The 19,138-nt window shown below is 47.8% G+C and carries 16 protein-coding genes; 2 read left to right on the plus strand and 14 right to left on the minus strand.

Going from position 1 to position 19,138, the window contains the following annotated elements:
* Positions 1-8: 8 nt before the first annotated feature.
* A complete protein-coding gene (locus JYJ62_RS00965) occupies positions 9-1,010 on the minus strand; it encodes an LLM class flavin-dependent oxidoreductase (protein ID WP_205340312.1) in 1,002 nt (333 codons plus the stop codon).
* A gap of 114 nt (positions 1,011-1,124) precedes the next feature.
* Between JYJ62_RS00965 and JYJ62_RS00970 the strand changes: the two genes are divergently transcribed.
* Positions 1,125-2,447, plus strand: coding sequence for an MATE family efflux transporter (locus tag JYJ62_RS00970; protein ID WP_205340313.1), 1,323 nt, complete (start codon positions 1,125-1,127; stop codon positions 2,445-2,447).
* Positions 2,448-2,572: 125 nt separating this feature from the next.
* On the opposite strand, the gene JYJ62_RS00975 is transcribed toward JYJ62_RS00970, so the two are convergent.
* The 13 genes from JYJ62_RS00975 to leuC all read right to left on the minus strand — a co-directional run bounded on the left by JYJ62_RS00975 (position 2,573) and on the right by leuC (position 18,080).
* The gene (locus tag JYJ62_RS00975; protein ID WP_205340314.1) at positions 2,573-3,784 is read right to left on the minus strand and encodes an O-succinylhomoserine sulfhydrylase; all 1,212 of its coding nucleotides are present in this window, start codon (positions 3,782-3,784) and stop codon (positions 2,573-2,575) included.
* A 97-nt stretch (positions 3,785-3,881) separates the two neighbouring features.
* Complete coding sequence (gene purF / locus JYJ62_RS00980) at positions 3,882-5,384, minus strand: amidophosphoribosyltransferase (RefSeq protein WP_205340315.1); 1,503 nt, start codon at positions 5,382-5,384, stop codon at positions 3,882-3,884.
* Between the two features lie 76 nt (positions 5,385-5,460).
* On the minus strand, positions 5,461-5,967 hold the full coding sequence (locus JYJ62_RS00985) for a CvpA family protein (RefSeq protein ID WP_205340316.1): 507 nt from the start codon (positions 5,965-5,967) through the stop codon (positions 5,461-5,463).
* A gap of 91 nt (positions 5,968-6,058) precedes the next feature.
* The gene (locus JYJ62_RS00990) at positions 6,059-6,691 is read right to left on the minus strand and encodes an SPOR domain-containing protein (protein ID WP_205340317.1); all 633 of its coding nucleotides are present in this window, start codon (positions 6,689-6,691) and stop codon (positions 6,059-6,061) included.
* A 106-nt stretch (positions 6,692-6,797) separates the two neighbouring features.
* Positions 6,798-8,075 carry a bifunctional tetrahydrofolate synthase/dihydrofolate synthase gene (gene folC, locus JYJ62_RS00995; RefSeq protein WP_205340318.1) on the minus strand — a complete coding sequence of 426 codons (1,278 nt, stop codon included), beginning with the start codon at positions 8,073-8,075 and terminating at the stop codon, positions 6,798-6,800.
* A 3-nt stretch (positions 8,076-8,078) separates the two neighbouring features.
* Entirely contained in the window at positions 8,079-8,996 is a 918-nt protein-coding gene (gene accD / locus JYJ62_RS01000; RefSeq protein WP_205340319.1) for an acetyl-CoA carboxylase, carboxyltransferase subunit beta, read from the minus strand.
* 81 nt (positions 8,997-9,077) lie between these two features.
* Complete coding sequence (locus JYJ62_RS01005; RefSeq protein ID WP_420042808.1) at positions 9,078-9,722, minus strand: phosphoribosylanthranilate isomerase; 645 nt, start codon at positions 9,720-9,722, stop codon at positions 9,078-9,080.
* Positions 9,723-9,733: 11 nt separating this feature from the next.
* The gene (truA, locus tag JYJ62_RS01010) at positions 9,734-10,600 is read right to left on the minus strand and encodes a tRNA pseudouridine(38-40) synthase TruA (RefSeq protein ID WP_205340320.1); all 867 of its coding nucleotides are present in this window, start codon (positions 10,598-10,600) and stop codon (positions 9,734-9,736) included.
* A 3-nt stretch (positions 10,601-10,603) separates the two neighbouring features.
* Positions 10,604-13,357, minus strand: a complete 2,754-nt coding sequence (locus JYJ62_RS01015; protein ID WP_205340321.1) for a FimV/HubP family polar landmark protein — start codon at positions 13,355-13,357, stop codon at positions 10,604-10,606.
* A 316-nt stretch (positions 13,358-13,673) separates the two neighbouring features.
* Entirely contained in the window at positions 13,674-14,786 is a 1,113-nt protein-coding gene (asd, locus tag JYJ62_RS01020) for an aspartate-semialdehyde dehydrogenase (RefSeq protein WP_205340812.1), read from the minus strand.
* A gap of 79 nt (positions 14,787-14,865) precedes the next feature.
* Positions 14,866-15,948, minus strand: coding sequence for a 3-isopropylmalate dehydrogenase (gene leuB / locus JYJ62_RS01025; protein ID WP_205340322.1), 1,083 nt, complete (start codon positions 15,946-15,948; stop codon positions 14,866-14,868).
* A gap of 51 nt (positions 15,949-15,999) precedes the next feature.
* Complete coding sequence (gene leuD, locus JYJ62_RS01030; RefSeq protein ID WP_205340323.1) at positions 16,000-16,644, minus strand: 3-isopropylmalate dehydratase small subunit; 645 nt, start codon at positions 16,642-16,644, stop codon at positions 16,000-16,002.
* A 2-nt stretch (positions 16,645-16,646) separates the two neighbouring features.
* A complete protein-coding gene (gene leuC / locus JYJ62_RS01035) occupies positions 16,647-18,080 on the minus strand; it encodes a 3-isopropylmalate dehydratase large subunit (protein ID WP_205340324.1) in 1,434 nt (477 codons plus the stop codon).
* Positions 18,081-18,252: 172 nt separating this feature from the next.
* Here leuC and JYJ62_RS01040 point away from each other — a divergent pair, with 172 nt between their 5' ends.
* Positions 18,253-19,122 (plus strand): LysR family transcriptional regulator, encoded by an 870-nt coding sequence (locus JYJ62_RS01040; RefSeq protein ID WP_205340325.1) that lies wholly within the window; start codon positions 18,253-18,255, stop codon positions 19,120-19,122.
* Positions 19,123-19,138 lie beyond the last annotated feature (16 nt).

Below are 19,138 nucleotides of genomic sequence, written 5' to 3' on the forward strand. Positions count from 1 at the left end.
GCTGTGAGCTAACGCAGCAGTCCGGCAAGAATTTCAAACGAACGTAAACGGTCAGTCTCTTCATAGAGATCACAGGTGAAAATCAATTCATCCGCCTGTGTATGTTGCAGTAACACCTGTATTTTCTGCTCAATTGTCTCCGCACTACCAATCATCGCCATACTTAAAAATTCTTTGACGGCATGTTCTTCATGCGGCTTCCACAGGCCTTGCATGCTCTCTACTGGCGGACGCAAGAGCATACTTTGTCCACGAATTAAGGCCAAAATACGCTGATAAGTAGAGGTCACTAAAAACTCAGCATGAGCGTCAGTATCGGCTGCTGCCAGCGGCACACCTAGCATCACATAAGGCTTATCCAGTACTGCCGAAGGCTTAAAGTTGCTGCGATAGATGTTTATCGCTTGCATCATCATGCGCGGGGCGAAATGCGAAGCAAAGGCATAGGGTAAGCCCTTCTCTGCGGCTAATTGCGCGCTAAATAAACTTGAGCCAAGCAACCAAATCGGCACATTACTATTGACTCCAGGCATCGCAACCACTTGTTGTCCTGCCGTACGCGGTCCTAAAAACGCTTGCAACTCGGCAACCTCAGCCGGGAAATTATCAGCACTCCCACTGCGATCTCTACGCAAGGCCCGCGCTGTGACTTGATCACTGCCTGGAGCACGACCCAATCCTAAATCAATACGTCCTGGGTACAGCGCTTCTAAGGTACCAAATTGCTCAGCAATCACTAAAGGCGCATGATTAGGCAGCATCACCCCACCTGCCCCGACTCGAATACGCTGTGTGCCAGCAGCGAGATAACCTATTAACACTGCAGTTGCGGAGCTGACAATAGCATCCATATTGTGATGTTCAGCCACCCAAAAACGGGTAAAGCCTAAACTTTCAACATGTTGAGCTAAAGCTAAAGAGCGTTGCAACGCCGGTGCAGGACCTTGATCGGTGTCTCTACGTGAGGCTAAATCGAGTACTGAGAAAGCTACTTTTTGCTGGTAACGCATACACTTATACCTCTTCATTGTAGTGATAGTATGCTGCGCAATCAGCATCACATAAACACTATAGGAGTGCTACCATAGCTGCCCTCTCGCCAAATGTAAGCATTTAAGAGCCTTATGCAAAAAAAATATTTAGCCGACCAATCCTTGCCTCGTGTCTTATTCAGTATGACGTGGCCGATGTTATTTGGTGTCGTTGCGCTAATGAGCTTTCAGCTGGTCGATAGTATTTTTATCAGTATGCTGGGTATGCAACCACTCGCAGCTCTTGGTTTTTCGCTACCTTTACAGCAACTGCTAATTGGAGTGCAAATTGGCATTGGTATTGCCTCAACCGCGTTGATTTCACGTGCTATTGGTGCCGGCAACCCAGAGCGCGCGAAGCATATGGGCGGACTTGTAGTGCTGAGCGGCTGCTGTGTGTCTTTTCTTTTATGCACACTGATGTATGTGCTGCGGGTGCCGGTGCTGAATGCCTTGGGTGCCGGTCCTGAGTTATTACCCTACACCGAAAGCTACTGGTTGCCATGGTTATGCAGTGCGTGGCTGGGTTCTTTTTTATATTTTGCTAACAGTATTTCACGTGCCAACGGTGATACTCGCTTACCCGGCTTAATGATGGTGATCACCAGCGTGTTAAATATGCTGCTTGATCCTCTATTTATTTTCACCTTCGGTTTAGGCTTACCCGGCGCAGCCTATGCCACCACCGTTGCCTGCTTAATCGGTGCAGCGATTATGTATTCGCGGATCTTCAAGCGCCACTGGTTGGCCTTTGATCCAGATAAGTTACCGACCAAACAAGCTTTACATGATATTTTCAAAACTAGTGCACCAGCGATGCTGAGTCAACTGATGCCTGGCGCAGCGTCATTAATGGCCACCCGTTTAGTCGCAGGTTTTGGTGGTTCTGCGATTGCCGCTTGGACTTTAGGTAGCCGCTTAGAACTGTTCTCAATTGTTATTGTGCTGGCGCTGACCATGGCGTTACCACCGATGGTGGGACGTTTATTTGGCTCTAAGCAGCTCGAGCGAGTGCACAGTCTCGTGTTGATCGCGGTACGCTTTGTTATCGGACTACAGGTGGTTATCGCGTTATTTTGGCTGGCCAGTAGAAACTGGATCGCTCCGGCTCTCGCACCCAACCAGGAAACTGAAGTCTATTTACTCAGTTATATGCTCTGGGTGCCGATCAGTTACGCTGCGCTGGGCGTATGCATGCTGATGGTATCGGTGTCGAACGCTCTGGGTATGCCTATGCGAGCAGTACTGATTTCTACCTTGCGTCTGTTTGCCTGCTACTTACCGGCGATTTGGATAGGTGCAAGCTTGGCGGGGATGAGCGGGTTATATATCGGTGTGCTACTGGGTAATCTGGTTGCAGGCTTGCTGGCCTGGCAGCTGTATAAACAAGGTCTTCAGTATATCCAAAAAGCTTAAGTAATCTTTACAAGGGTATTGTTGAGTCAATAAAAACCTGCACCTGAAGTGCACCTAATAGTTGGACAATCAACCTTCAGAGGTACTTCAGGTGCGGGTTTTGACATTATTAATACTAACGATTCTTACAGCGCATCTAACCCGAGTTGCACGTCGGCCTGAATATCGGCAAAGTCCTCAAGTCCTACAGCAATACGAATCAACCCATCATGGATACCGGCTTTCTCACGCTCTGCTGCGGGTAAGCGGCCATGGGTGGTGGTGCCTGGATGAGTCACAGTGGTTTTGGTATCGCCCAAGTTCGCGGTAATTGAGATCATTTTAGTGGCATCAATAAAACGCCATGCTCCTTCTTTACCGCCCTCTACTTCAAAGCTAACTACGGCGCCAAAACCGCTTTGCTGCTGTTTAGCCAGCTCGTGTTGTGGATGGCTCGGTAAGCCTGAGTAATAGACTTTTTTGACCTTCGGCTGTTGTTCAAGCCACTGCGCTAATTGTTGTGCACTTTGGCAGTGCGCATTCATACGTAAACGTAAAGTTTCAAGACCTTTTAAGAACACCCATGCATTAAACGGACTCATGGTTGGACCTGCGGTACGCAAGAAACCCACCACTTCTTTCATAACTTCAGCACTACCCAGCACCGCACCACCTAAGCAACGGCCCTGCCCGTCAATGTATTTGGTCGCGGAATGAATCACAATATCCGCTCCTAACGCTAATGGTTTTTGCAATACCGGTGTGCAGAAGCAGTTATCAACCATCAATAAAGCATTGGCTGCGTGAGCAATCTCGCTTAATGCGCGAATATCTGCCAATTCTGCTAACGGATTAGAGGGTGATTCAATAAAGAGCAACTTGGTCTTTTCAGTACAGGCTGCTTGCCAAGCGGCTAAATCATCAATCTGCACATAAGTAATCGCAATACCAAAGCGCGCACAGTATTTATCAAATAAGCTGACAGTTGCACCGAAGATGCTGCGTGACACTAAAATCTGGTCACCCATGCTACATAAGCTCATCACTGTCGCTAAAATTGCGGACATGCCTGATGCTGTAGCAACACACTTCTCTGCACCTTCTAATGCCGCTAAGCGTTCCTCAAAGGTACGCACAGTGGGGTTGGTATAACGTGAGTAAACGTTACCATCACGATCGCCAGCAAAGGTGGCGGCGGCATCAGCCGCACTGCGAAAAACATAACTGGATGTGGTAAAAATCGCCTCACTGTGTTCTGCTTCAAAGCTTCGATATTGCCCAGCACGTACCGCCAAGGTATCAAAACCTGCATGACTCAGCTCACTATTGAGTCGACCCGCCTGCCAATCCGTCGTCATGACTTGCACCTTATACTGAGTAATTAGCAGAGCATGGCTTGCATGCTCTTGTTTGCAGCGGTGGCGTCAATCGACACCCCGCTTAGAGAGTTGTTGGTCAGCTGTTGTGCAGACCAATGGTGGCATTGGTCTGCTCACCCGAGCGTTCGAGATCATTACGCTCACGTTCAATGCGCTGTAGATACTGTTGATCAATATCGCCCGTGACATAGACGCCATTGAATACCGCACAGTCAAACTGATCGATTTTAATTTTTCCACCGCCGACGGAATCAATTAAATCTTCCAGATCTTGGTAAATCAACCAGTCAGCACCAATCAAATCTGCCACTTCTTCAGTCGTACGGTTATGCGCAATCAGCTCATGTACGCTAGGCATATCAATACCATACACGTTTGGATAGCGCACGGCTGGTGCGGCTGAACAGAAGTACACATTCTTTGCACCGGCATCACGTGCCATCTGAATAATTTGCTTACAGGTGGTACCACGGACAATCGAGTCATCGACTAGCATCACGTTTTTACCGCGGAACTCGAGTTCAATAGCATTAAGTTTTTGGCGTACAGATTTTTTACGCTCAGCTTGACCGGGCATAATAAAGGTACGGCCGATATAGCGATTTTTCACAAAACCTTCGCGGTATTTCACGCCCAATCGATTGGCCAGCTCTAAAGCTGAGGTGCGACTGGTATCAGGAATTGGAATGACGACATCAATATCGTGCTCAGGGCGTTCGCGTAAAATCTTATCTGCCAGCTTTTCACCCATCCGTAAACGCGCTTTGTAAACAGAGATACCATCAATAATGGAGTCTGGACGCGCCAAATAAACATGCTCGAAAATGCAAGGACTGAGCACTGGATTGGCGGCACATTGACGCGTGTGTAGCTGGCCGCCTTCAGTGATGTAGACCGCTTCACCAGGGGCTAAGTCGCGAATCAAAGTAAAGCCCAGCACATCCAGTGCAACACTTTCTGAGGCAATCATATATTCGACACCCTCATCGGTATGACGCTGACCAAAGACAATGGGGCGAATACCATTCGGATCACGAAAACCCAGTACACCATAACCAGTAATCATCGCGACTACTGCATAACCGCCCTGACAGCGCTCATGCACACGACTGACTGCAGCGAACACATCTTCTTCAGTCGGTTGCAATTTGCCACGGCCACTCAGCTCATGCGCAAAAACGTTGAGCAGCACTTCTGAATCAGAGTTGGTATTTACGTGGCGTAAATCAGACTGATAAATCTCTTTAGCCAGCTGTTTTACGTTGGTTAAATTACCATTATGCGCCAGGGTAATACCGTATGGAGAGTTGACATAAAAAGGCTGTGCTTCAGCGCTGCTAGAACTGCCTGCAGTCGGGTAACGAATGTGACCGATACCTACATTGCCGATCAACTCTTTCATATGCCGTGTGCGAAACACATCACGCACTAAGCCATTGTCTTTGCGCAGAAACAACCGTCCATTCTTTGATGTCACCATTCCAGCGGCGTCCTGGCCACGGTGTTGAAGTACGGTAAGCGCATCATAGAGCGCTTGATTAATGTTTGATTTGCCTACAATACCGACAATGCCACACATGTAACGCGACCCCTGCTATGTCATTCTAATTAAAGACAGTTATAAGAATATCGACTGTCTAGTGTGCTCATCAATGCTAAGCATTTTGAGCTGTCGTGATCCACTTACTGGATAAACCTAAGATCAGATCTTTTGACCAGTCAGCAATCAGTAGAAAATGCGGAATTAAAGTTGACTGCTGCCACCAAGTATCTTGTTCAACCGGTGCCAGACTCAATAGACCAATCAATACCACCACTAAAAACAATCCGCGAGCTGCACCAAACACCATACCCAGTAAACGGTCTGTGCCTGTTAAGCCTGTGGCCCGTATTAATTGTGCTAATAAAAAATTTACTAGACCGCCAACCATCAATGTCACCACAAAGAGCAGCGCACAGGCTGCAATGGTGCGAACCGAAGGCATATCAATATACGGCTCTAAGTAATGCGCTAAGCTGCCACCGAACATCCAAGTCACAACACCAGCAAAAACCCAAATCACCAACGACAGCGCTTCTTTAATAAAGCCACGGTTTAAACTGATTAAGGATGAAATCAATACGATGCCAAGAATAAGGACATCGACCCAATTGAAAGTCACTGATTAGTAGCCTGCTCTGTAAAACGAGTATTTTAGCAGAGCTGTTCGGTGCTGATAAGCGCTACTTGGTGTTTTCAGCATCATTGTGCGCTTAAGGCTGATAGCGCACAACAAAACATGCTTGGCCTTCTCGATCTTTTAAACGTTTGCACATCGCCTGTGCATCTGTTTGCTTGACCAGAGGCCCAATTAATACACGATGGATGCCATCGGTACTACGCACATAAGCATTGTATTGTTTTTTACGATAGGTATCGCGTAAACCTTCAGCATTGACTTTGTTGGTTAGACTCGCCAACTGTACAGACCACGATACCGGTAAATTATTTTTGTCGATCCCTGGCGCAACAGGCTTCGGCTCAGTCTGTGGTGCAATAACGTTGCCAGGTTGCTCTTGGGTAAGGGTAGGCTTAATCGGTTGTGGTGCAGGCACCGCGGCGGCAATAGGCAAATCTGCTGCGCTGACGGTTTGAGCCGGCGGCTCTGCTACCAGCACTTCATCCCAGACGTCGTCAATATCATCAGCGAGCGGCTCAGGTACTGCCACGTCTTCGATAGGAAACTGCGGAGCTGCAGGGGCCTCCGGCATGGGCGGAGCTTGCACAACGACTTCATTGACTGAATCTTCTTGCTTAAATAGCATAGGCAAAAAAATCACCGCCAAAGCAATCAGTACTAATGCGCCCACAATACGTTGTTTAAGCTTATTTTCTGTCGCCGCCATAAATACCCCGTCCTATCCCTTTGATATCAAATTGAGCTTAAAAGCACCCTACAGCATAGACGCTGTGTTTGAACAATAGTTGCGCACAGCGCTAAAGCCTATAGTTTTAGGCCTGTGCAGCACACCATTTTAGTGCTTCAGCCACGGTAAAAAATGAACCAAAAATAATTATTTGATCATTTTCTGTGGCGTTTGAACACTGCGCCTCAATGGCTTGAGCAATGCTGGCATAAGACGTCACCGACGCATTTCGTTGTTGCAATGCCTGTTGCAAGCGCTCAACTTTACAACTGCGCGGACTGGGTAAAGAAGCTACGGCCCAATCACATATTTGTGATTGCATCGCGCTCAGTACACCATCTAAATCTTTATCATCGAGCATGCCAAATACAGCTAAACGCTGCCCTATTAGCGGCTGCGAATTAAGTCGCTCAGCTAAATAACTTGCCGCATGCGGGTTGTGAGCAACATCCAACAGCACGTTTAACGAACGATCTTGCCAGATGACGCTCACTTTTTGTAAGCGGCCTGGCATACGCGTATTGCTTAATGCTTGTAATAACAGATCGGGCTGCCAATCCAATCCGAGTAAGGCATAAATTTGTAATGCCAGTGCTGCATTCTCTAATGGTAAGCCAAGTAATGGAATGTCTTGTAACTGCAATGCTTGGCCTTGCAGGTCGAGACCACGCCAGTGCCAACAGTGCTCAGTAACGGCTAAATCAAAGTCACGTCCACGCAGTAGCAACGGTGTATTTAGCCGAGCAGCTTGGGTGAGCAATTGTTCTGGCGGATCTAAATCACCACAAACGGCTGGATGTCCGCTACGGAAAATCCCTGATTTCTCATATGCCACTGAATCTCGCGTATCACCCAACCAGTCATTATGGTCAAGACCAATATTAGTCACTGCCGCAACATCTGCATCAACAATATTGACCGCATCAAGGCGTCCACCTAAACCGACTTCAAGTACCACCACATCTAGCGAACTCTGGGCAAATAGCCAAAACGCTGCCAAAGTGCCCATTTCGAAATAAGTTAGACTCGTGTCGCCACGCGCCTGCTCAACCGCAGTAAAGGCCTCACAAAGCTGCTGATCGCTGACCTCTTGACCATTAATACGGACTCGCTCGTTATAGCGCAACAAGTGTGGTGAACTGTAGACACCAACCGTTAATCCTTGTTGTGCCACGAGACTGGCCAAAAAAGCGCAGGTTGAACCTTTGCCATTGGTACCTGTTACGGTAATGATTTTATCGGCAATACGCGGCAATCCTAAACGCTGCGCAGCATCCTGCACGCGCGCCAAACCCATATCAATCTCATTGGGGTGCAACTGCTCTAAATAACTCAGCCACTGCTCAAGATTGCGCACGATCATGGTTTATACCTGTGCTTCTACTGCGAGGCTCTCTACATCCACCATTGCGACAGGTGCAGGTACAGAAGGTACATTCATAAACTGACGCAGTACGCTAGCCACGCGCGGACGTAATTCTAGGCGCGGGATAATCATATCAATAGCACCGTGATCTAATAAAAACTCACTGCGCTGGAAACCTTCAGGAAGCTTTTCACGCACTGTTTGCTCAATCACGCGTGGACCAGCAAAGCCAATCAGTGCTTTAGGCTCAGCAACAATAATATCGCCTAGCATTGCCAAACTGGCCGAGACACCACCATATACTGGGTCGGTTAATGCAGAGACAAATGGAATGCCCTCTTCGCGTAAACGCGCAATCACGGCTGAGGTCTTTGCCATTTGCATCAATGAAATCAAGGCTTCTTGCATGCGAGCGCCGCCTGAAGCAGAGAAGCAAATCAGTGGGCAGCGTTGCTCAAGTGCAACATTGGCAGCACGCACGAAGCGCTCACCAACCACGGCACCCATTGAACCGCCCATAAAAGCAAATTCAAAGGCGACGGCAACGACTGGCATACCTTCCAAGGTACCGCTCATAGCAACCAGCGCATCTTTTTCACCGGTTTGCTTTTGTGCCGCCGTCAGACGGTCTTTGTATTTTTTACTATCGCGAAATTTAATCCGATCAACCGGCTCAAGTTCAGCAGCAATTTCTTCACGGCCCTCTTCATCTAGAAAAATATCTAAACGAGTGCGCGCATTAATGCGCATATGGTGATCACACTTCGGGCATACATCTAAGGTTTTTTCTAATTCTGGCTTGTATAAAACCGCTTCACAGGATGGGCATTTATGCCACAAGCCTTCTGGTACTGAACTTTTTTTAACCTCAGAGCGCATGATTGAGGGAATTAGTTTATCGACTAACCAGTTGTTCATCAGTTGTCTACTCCGCCTGCGGCAAGTGACGGTGCACTGTGCCTTTTATGTAGGGTTAATAATTAAGTTACTGACGGCTCGTTACTGAGCGCCGTCACATCGCTGAGCATTTTTCATCTGCACAGCATATAAGAATTTACGCACTTTATCTGCGTCTTTAATCCCATGGCTGGCTTCGACACCGCCACTGACATCCACAGCCCAAGGCTGAACTTGTTCGATTGCTTGGCCAATATTATCCGCGTTTAAACCGCCGGCGAGGATTAGCGGTTTGGCTAAGACGCTAGGAATACGTGCCCAATCAAAGCGTTCGCCGGTACCACCATGCACGCCTGGCACCCAAGCATCCAGTAAAATCCCTTGCGCAGAGCTATATTGCTCAGCCAAATGAGCAATATCAACGCCAGGCTGCATACGCAGTGCGCGAAAATAAGGACGAGCAAAGCCTTCACACTCGGCCGGCGTTTCATCGCCGTGAAACTGCAACACGTCCAATGGTACCTGGCTCAGAACAGCATTCACTTCAGCCCGCGAGGCATTGACAAACAGTCCTACAGTGCTGACAAAAGGTGGTAATGCGGCAATGATTTTCTGCGCTTGCTCAACGCTGACCGCTCGTGGGCTTTTTGCGTAAAACACTAAGCCAATCGCATCCACGCCTGCTTGTGCAGCAATTAAGGCGTCTTCGACACGGGTAATACCGCAAATTTTAGTTCGTACTCGCATGATGATTCTCTTTAGCTCTGCACAAAGATATCAGGTAAGCCCGATAGGAAATGTGGACCAAGGTAGCGTTTGGGCAATTGAAACTGCTCAGGGTATTCAACTTGCACCATATACAAACCATACGGCGCCGCAGTCACACCGGCAGACTTACGATCGCAACTGTCCAACACCTCTTGCGCCCATTCAACCGGCCGTTCACCCGCACCGATCATCATTAACACGCCGGCAATATTACGAACCATATGGTGTAAAAAAGCATTGGCTCGCACATCAATAACAATCAGTTTACCAAACTCTAGTATCTGCAAATGATGAATAGTACGCACTGGCGAATGCGCTTGGCAGCCAGCTGCACGCAAAGCATTAAAGTCATGAGTACCCACCAAGCAAAGTGCGGCAGCACGCATTTTTTCAATATCCAATGACTGGTGCGTCCAAGTCACCTCTTGCGCTAAGTGTGCGGGGCGTACTTCATCGCTATAAATAACATAACGATAACGCCGTGCGACAGCACTAAAGCGTGAGTGAAAATCCTGCGACATAGGTTGTGCCCAGGCCACACTGATATCTTTGGGTAAATAGCGATTGGCGCCCATCACCCAAGAACGCATCGGGCGCTCGACAGACGTATCAAAGTGCACCACTTGACCGCAGGCATGCACCATGGCATCGGTCCGACCGGCACAGCTTAAGCGCACCGGTAGATCGGCATTGATATGTTGCAAGGCCTCTTCTAAGTGACCTTGTACACTCGGAGTGCCGGCTGCTTGCAGTTGAAAACCGTGGTAATTAGAGCCTTTGTATTCAACACCTAAGGCTATTCTAAAATCACCTGCGGCAGCCACTTGGGCTGCCGCAGGGCGTATTTTACTTGACATCAACTATCCTAACTGACTGATTAATTCACGCGCTTCATTTTGTTGTGCGGCAGTACCTTGAATAAGGACTTCATCAAGAATTTCACGCGCACCTTGTGCATCACCCATTTCAACGTAAGCGCGCGCTAAATCGAGCTTAGAGGCTGCTTCATCAGCACCAGATAAAAAACCGAAATCATCATCTATGCGACCTAGCTCTTCTAGCTCACCCAAATCGGTTTCAGCAGTTATAGCTGCCTGTAGAGTATCAACCGTTTGTTCATGCAAAGCCGTATCAGACTCAGCGTTATCAAGACTGGCGTTAAATGCCTCGAGCTCTGCACTCGCTGTGTCTAACTGCGTAGTAAAATCAGTTTCGAGCGGCTGCTCAATCGCTGGATCAACAAAGTCAAAATCATCAGGCAATTCAAATTCTGGCGATTCAGAGGTTTCTACTGCTGACGTTTCTGGTAAATAAAGCGACAGATCATCCAGAGACAAGGCATCATCATTGTCGGCTTTTTCAGCGTACTCAGAACGCTCTAGATTGAAGTCAAGCGTATCAATATCAAGATTGAGTTCACTGTCTTCAATTTCAGTCAAACTATCCAGTGACTGCTCTGTAGTTTTTACCGCAGGTACGACAAGCTCAGGCAAATCAAGATCAAAATCAAACTCGTCGACAACAGTTTTGTCATCAAGACCTGCTTCAGTTAAGGCTAAGTCTGCTGATTCTGATTCAGTCATTAAAGCTGACAAATTATCTAGATCGGCATCCAGCTCGGCCTCAGCGGTCGTACTCAAATCGGCTGGGATATCCAAGGCTAAATCATCTAAATTTAAATCTGCGAAGTCGTCGTCTACAGAGGCAGTAACACTCTTTTCAGCAAGAACCATCTGCGGATAACGAGCTTTAACCTGATCAAGCTCTGTATCAGCGCCACCGATTTCGGTGATTGCATGCGCTTGGCTTGCGAACTCTGCCTGATCCTCAAGTGCTGCTAAGACATCTAGCAGCTTAAAACGTAGATCAGTACGTTGCGGCTCTTGAGCAATGGCGTTATTTAACACTTCCGCCGCTTGCGTGAAGCGTGCAAAGCTAATGTAGCTATTGGCTTCAGCAATGGGATCAGATACTTCTTGTTTGAACTGAGGGCTGGCAACCGGCTGATCAAAGGAAAAGTCTTTATCAAAGGCGCTATCTTTTTCTACTGATGAAAAATCAGATTCGGTTAAAAAGTCAGTTTCTACAGGTGTTAGTGCGATAGCCCCACTGAAATCTGGCGGCAAAGTATCGTTAAACGACTCGTTATCGAGAGCTGCTTCTTTACGTGCATTGCTCCGCGAAACCGCCATTAATAATAACAGCAACGCTAAAATAGCCCCACCACCCGCAGCCGCTAACAACATAGGGTTACTCAGCATGCTCTCATCAATGAGACTTTCATCTTGCGCTTGAACTTGACTCGGTTCTACAGAGTCTAGAGCGGCTTCTGTTTGAGCTGCAGGCTGCAAGTTAGGCTCTTCGAGTTGCGGCATTAATTCAGCATCAGTCTCAGCGACGAGCGGAGTTGTTTGCTCTAGGTCGCTATCCAGCAATTGTGTATCTGCTGCTGGATCACTATTCTCGAGGGGCTCAGGTAGGTCCGGAGTGTTTTGCAGTTGGGCCAGCAGATTGTCTTTTAATTCAATCAGGTGCTGTAACTTATCGAGCTGACTATTGAGGTCTTCAACACGTCCTTTAAGATCTTGATATTCAAGCACGGTGGAGTCTAGACGGGCCTGACTGGATGCCAGTTGATCTTGTAAGGTTTTAAGGTCAGTTGCTGGCCCTTGATCAGCCGCTTGCTCTGCTTGTCCGGGCATATCAGCGACCAGTCTTAAATTATCAGCTTGTTCCACTCGGGCAGGCGTTCTATCGACTTCGCTGCGCGATGTTGCATCCAACTGACGCTCAGTAAGTTTGGGTGCTGCGCGCGCGGCTTGCCACTCCACATTTTGCTGAGCCACTTGTGCCAAAGCCTCGGCGCGACTACGACGATTGATCTCTGCAGCAGTCGGCAATTGCAAGACTTGCCCACTTTTCATACGATTAATATTAGCGCCAGAAAAGGCATTAGGATTAAGATCTTGGATCGCTAACATCGCTTGCTGAACAGAAGCTTTATCGCTCACACGCTTGGCGATGTACCATAAATTATCATCTTTGCGTACGCGGTATGCGGTATTTGAGCGCGCACTACTCGCCTGCGCTGTACTTTGAGCGGTTGTCGGCTGCGCATTAGCCTGCTGACTCACCTGACTTGATGTAGGGCGCACCGCACTGGGTGCCGCTACAACAGCAGGCTGCGTAGTATAAATAACGGACTTAGGTTTATATAAAGGCGGGTCAAGCAGTAATGTGTACTCACGTAAGAGGCGGCCACTTGGCCAAACAACTTCAACTAAAAAGCTCAGATAAGGCTCATTAACAGGCTTACTGCTAGTCACCCGAATAATGCTTTTGCCATTGGCGGCAATCACTGGCGTGAATTTTAAGCCGGTCAGGAAAAACTGCCGATCAACACCCGCTTTGCTGAAGGCTTCAGGCGACGCCAAGTGCGTTTTAATTTCAACAGAGGTTAAATCGCGGACTTCTAATAAAGATATTTCAGCGTTAAGCGGCTGATTTAACGATGACTTAACTGCCAACTCACCTAAGCCTAAAGCATTGGCAAAACCAGATGAAAACGCTGTGGCAGCGGCAACTGCTAACACCAATTTGCGAACTTGAAGCATATAGAGTTATCCCTTATTTTCGTTCCGGATACCCCGGCGGGCTTTGAATGCAATAGTCTCAATCGTCAAGTTACACAGCCCACGCCAGCGGCATTCAACCTGATCCACTGTTACAACTAGAATTTTAATTCAGTCTAGGCGCTAAGTATCTTTTAGCAATAGAGTTTTATCAACATTCAATCGACTTACTCAAGCCACTTCAAGCTCGTTTTGATCGTATTATCAGTCACCTTGTGCATTTGTGATAATTTAGCGTCTATTTCAGTCAGCAGGCAGCTAGAAATGAATGTTTCAGATCTGGCTACCTGTGATTGATTTAGCGCTCTAACAAGATACGCAACATTCTGCGCAAGGGTTCTGCTGCGCCCCATAACAACTGGTCACCGACAGTAAAAGCACCCAAATAATGGGAACCCATATTGAGTTTACGCAAACGACCTACTGGTATATTTAAAGTGCCAGTCACTGCGGTTGGCGTCAGCTCTTTCATGGTGATATCGCGCTCATTAGGGACTAAGCGCACCCAAGGATTGTGCTGGCTGATTAAGCCTTCAATATCTGCTAATGGCACATCTTTATTCAATTTAATGGTTAAAGCTTGGCTGTGGCAGCGCATTGCACCGACACGCACACAGAGGCCATCCACAGGAATAGGATTCTTAAAGTGACCTAAAATCTTATTGGTTTCTGCTTGTGCTTTCCACTCTTCACGGCTTTGACCATTCGGTAAAGCACTATCAATCCAAGGGATTAAACTGCCGGCCAATGGCACTCCGAAGTTATCGATTGGGCACTCATCACTGCGTTGAAATTCGGCAACTTTGCGATCGATATCTAAAATCGCGCTGGCTGGATCTTGTAACTCAGCCGCAACCGAGCCATGGATACCGCCCATTTGACGAATCAGTTCACGCATATTCTGCGCACCAGCACCGCTGGCCGCTTGATAGGTCATGACGCTCATCCACTCGACAACACCGGCTTCAAACAAACCACCTAAACCCATCAACATCAAGCTAACGGTGCAGTTACCGCCGACAAAGTCTTTAATACCCGCTTCAACGGACTGATCAATCACCTTGCGGTTGACTGGATCTAACACAATCACTGAATGGTCTTTCATGCGCAATGCAGACGCTGCGTCAATCCAGTAGCCTTGCCAACCTGCTTCACGCAGCTTAGGGAAAACCTCATTGGTGTAGTCGCCACCTTGACAGGTCAAGATCACATCCAGTGTTTTTAGCTCATTAATATCATAAGCATCTTTTAACGCTGGTGTATCTTTACCAATTGCAGGCGCTTGTCCACCCACGTTGGAGGTGGTAAAGAACACGGGCTCAATTAAATCGAAATCCCGTTCTTCAAGCATCCGTTGCATCAGCACTGAGCCCACCATGCCACGCCAACCAATTAGACCTACACGTTTCATCACGACTACACCTATTGTTAATTAACGACCCGCCACAACAGCCTAGACTGCATGAGCGGATCTATTTAATTGAATGAGCTTACAGCTTTGCAAGGGCTGCGACTACCGCATCACCCATTTCTGCAGTGCCCACTTTACGCATACCGGGCGAGAAGATATCGCCAGTACGCAAGCCTTGATCCAGCACATCACTGACGGCTTGCTCAATCGCATCAGCCGCAGCCAGTTGGTTAAAGCTGTAACGCAGCATCATCGAAACTGACAAAATTGTAGCCAGTGGATTAGCAATGCCTTGCCCCGCAATATCCGGTGCAGAACCATGACATGGCTCATACATACCTTTGTTATCGGAGTCCAAAGACGCGGATGGCAGCATACCAATTGAGCCGGTCAACATTGAAGCTTGATCCGATAGAATATCACCAAACATATTTTCAGTGACAATCACATCAAACTGTTTAGGTGCACGCACCAATTGCATCGAAGCGTTATCCACATACAGATGGCTCAGCTCAACATCTGGGTAATCTTTAGCAACTTCAATCACCACTTCACGCCATAGACGACTGGACTCCAGTACGTTGGCCTTATCCACTGAGCACAGCTTCTTATTGCGCAAACGTGCCATATCAAAACCGACTTTAGCAATACGACGGATTTCACTTTCTTTGTACGGCAGCGTGTCATACGCCATGCGTTCGCCATTTTCTAAGGTTACTGTCTCGCGCGGTGAACCAAAGTAAATACCACCGGTTAACTCGCGGACAATCAGGATATCCAGACCGGAAACCACTTCAGGCTTAAGCGTTGAAGCTTCTGCTAATTGTGGGTACAAAATAGCTGGGCGCAAGTTACCAAACAAGCTCAACTCAGAACGAAGCTTCAATAAACCACGCTCAGGACGGATGGCTCGATCCAAAGTATCCCATTTAGGACCACCGACTGCACCCAGTAAGATCGCATCAACTTCACGCGCAAGAGCTAAGGTCGAATCCGCTAAAGGTACACCGTGCTTATCAATTGCTGCACCGCCCAGCTCTCCGTCAACCAACTCAAAAGCTAAGTTGAATTTTTCGTTGGCGAGTTTTAATACTTTAATTGCTTCATGAGTAATTTCTGGACCAATACCATCACCGGGTAATACTAGAATTTTCTTAGACATTATCAATACTCTGGGCTGCGGGTATGTAGACTCGCAGCACACTTAATTAAATTAAAGGGCGCCAAACAACCATGGATTAGCATTTTTATAGCCCACTTCAAACTCGCGGATCTGTTCGGCATCTTGCAAAGTTAAACCGATATCATCCAGACCATTGAGCAAGCAGTGCTTACGGAAAGCATCCACTTCAAATGAGTACTGCACGCCGTCTGGGCGCGTGACTGTCTGTGCTGCTAAATCGATAGTCAGTTGATAGCCTTCAGTTGCTTCAGCCTGGGCAAACAGTTCATTGACTTCAGCAGCAGTTAAAACAATCGGTAGTAAACCGTTTTTAAAGCTGTTGTTGTAAAAAATATCAGCAAAGCTTGGTGCGATAATGGCACGAAAACCATACTCTTCTAACGCCCAAGGCGCATGCTCGCGACTGGAGCCGCAACCAAAGTTTTCTTGTGCTAATAAGACACTGGCCCCTTGGTAACGCGGATAATTGAGCACGAACTCAGTATTGATTGGGCGCTGACTGCTGTCTTGGTCTGGCTGGCCTTCATCAAGATAGCGCCACTCATCAAATAAATTCGGACCAAAGCCGGTGCGCTTAATTGATTTCAAAAACTGCTTTGGAATAATTTGGTCAGTATCAACGTTGGCACGATCCAACGGAGCAACTAAACCCTGATGTTGAGTAAAGGCTTTCATGCTTATGCTCCCTCGTTTAATAATTCACGCACATCAACAAAATGACCTTTAACTGCGGCTGCCGCTGCCATTGCCGGACTCACCAAATGGGTACGACCGCCAGCACCTTGACGGCCTTCAAAGTTACGATTTGAAGTTGATGCACAATGCTCGCCGCTACCCAATTTATCTGGGTTCATCGCTAAGCACATGGAGCAGCCTGGCTCACGCCATTCAAAACCGGCGTCAATAAATATTTTATCCAAGCCTTCTTTTTCTGCTTGCAGCTTGACCAAACCTGAGCCTGGTACCACCATCGCTTGAATGACATTACTGGCAACTTTACGGCCCCTTGCTACTTCGGCAGCAGCGCGCAAGTCTTCGATGCGCGAGTTGGTGCACGAACCAATAAACACACGATCCACTTTAATATCAGTAATCGCTTGGTTGGCTTGTAAACCCATATATTTCAACGCACGGGTAATGGAATCACGTTTAACTGGATCGGCTTCTTGTGCTGGATCAGGCACATTAGCGCTCACCGGCAGAACCATCTCAGGCGAGGTACCCCAACTGACTTGCGGAATAATATCTTCAGCGCGCATTTCCACAATGGTGTCAAAGTGTGCATCAGCATCGGAAACCAGATTTTTCCATGATTCTATTGCGGCATGCCAATCTGCACCCTTAGGTGAATAGGGACGGCCTTCGACATAATCAATAGTTTTCTGATCAACAGCAACCATACCGACGCGGGCACCAGCTTCGATCGACATGTTACAGACGGTCATACGACCTTCCATGGACAGCTCACGAATCGCGCTACCAGCAAACTCAACAGCGTGACCATTACCACCCGCAGTACCAATTTTACCAATAACCGCAAGCACGATATCTTTAGCGGTGACGCCTGCTGGAACTTGTCCTTCAACCCGCACTTGCATGTTTTTCATTTTCTTTGCGACTAAGCACTGAGTCGCTAGCACATGCTCAACCTCTGAGGTGCCAATACCATGCGCTAACGCACCGAAAGCACCATGGGTTGAGGTGTGTGAGTCACCACAGACGACAGTCATACCAGGCAAGGTTGCGCCCTGTTCTGGGCCAATCACATGCACGATACCTTGACGAACGTCGTTCATTTTAAACTGCAAAATGCCGTACTCATCGCAGTTATCATCCAAGGTTTGTACTTGAATGCGCGACACCTTATCAATAATTGCGTCAATCCCACCGGCACGCTCAGATTTTGTCGTCGGCACGTTATGGTCTGGCGTAGCGATATTGCTATCAATGCGCCATGGCTTACGTTTAGCTAAGCGTAAACCCGCAAACGCTTGCGGCGAGGTCACTTCATGTAAAATATGACGGTCGATGTAAATCAACGAAGAGCCGTCATCGCGGCGTTTAACTTCGTGCATCTCCCAGAGTTTGTCGTAAAGCGTTTTTCCAGCCATTAGACCATCCTCATCAGCGTTATGTGCAGTGGTGCGGTTAACCCACTGCTTATTAACCTATCCTATGAACTTTGTACAAATAACTCAAATTGATATTTCTTATCCGTTAGATTCCATTTAGGAATAGCAGTATAGTAAAAGCTTTCCTGTTTAGATAATTTGAGTACTGCTAATGGACCTCGCCAGCCTACAAACTTTTATTGCTATCGCTGAACAACGCAGCTTCTCTTTGGCGGGTGAGCGTTTGCATGTTACCCAACCGGCGATCAGTAAGCGCCTCGCCAGCCTTGAAGAGCAATTGGGTGTACGCTTATTTGATCGCGTGGGCCGTGAGACCTCGTTAACTGAAGCGGGACAAGCGCTGTTGCCACGAGCCTATCGCATTGTTAATGAACTGGATGATGCCCGTCGTGCGCTGACTAATCTCAGTGGTACGGTCAGTGGTCGTCTTAGCCTAGCCACCAGCCACCATATTGGTTTACGCCGCTTGCCACCGGTGCTGCGCGCTTTTACTAAGCGTTACCCTGAGGTGATGCTGGATATTCGCTTTCTCGATTCTGAAGTCGCCTATTCTGATGTATTGCACGGCCGCTGTGAGCTGGCGATTATCACCCTGTCACCGCACTGCGAGGCGCCGCTGCAAGCCGTTAAGGTCTGGCAAGATGATTTAGCTTTTGTTGTTGCACCTGACCACCCTCTTTCCCACCGCCAGCAGATTAACTTAGCAGATTTATGCGCCTATCCAGCGGTATTTCCCGGCACCCATACCTTTACTCGAAAAATTGCCTTACAGCTGTTTGATCAAGCAGGTCTTACCCCTAATATCAGTATGAGCACCAACTATATGGAAACCATTAAAATGATGGTCTCCATTGGTTTGGCGTGGAGTGTATTACCTCTCACGATGCTGGATACATCGGTGGTACGTTTACCCATCAGTGATGCCAGCCTCAGCCGTGACTTGGGCTATATCGTGCATACCGAACGAACACTATCCAATGCTGCACAAGCCTTTATGCAGATGCTCAGCATCACCGACTGACAGAGTCAGGAAGAAA

Origin of the sequence: Denitrificimonas caeni (genome assembly GCF_905120345.1) — a bacterium.
Taxonomy (GTDB): domain Bacteria; phylum Pseudomonadota; class Gammaproteobacteria; order Pseudomonadales; family Pseudomonadaceae; genus Denitrificimonas; species Denitrificimonas caeni_A.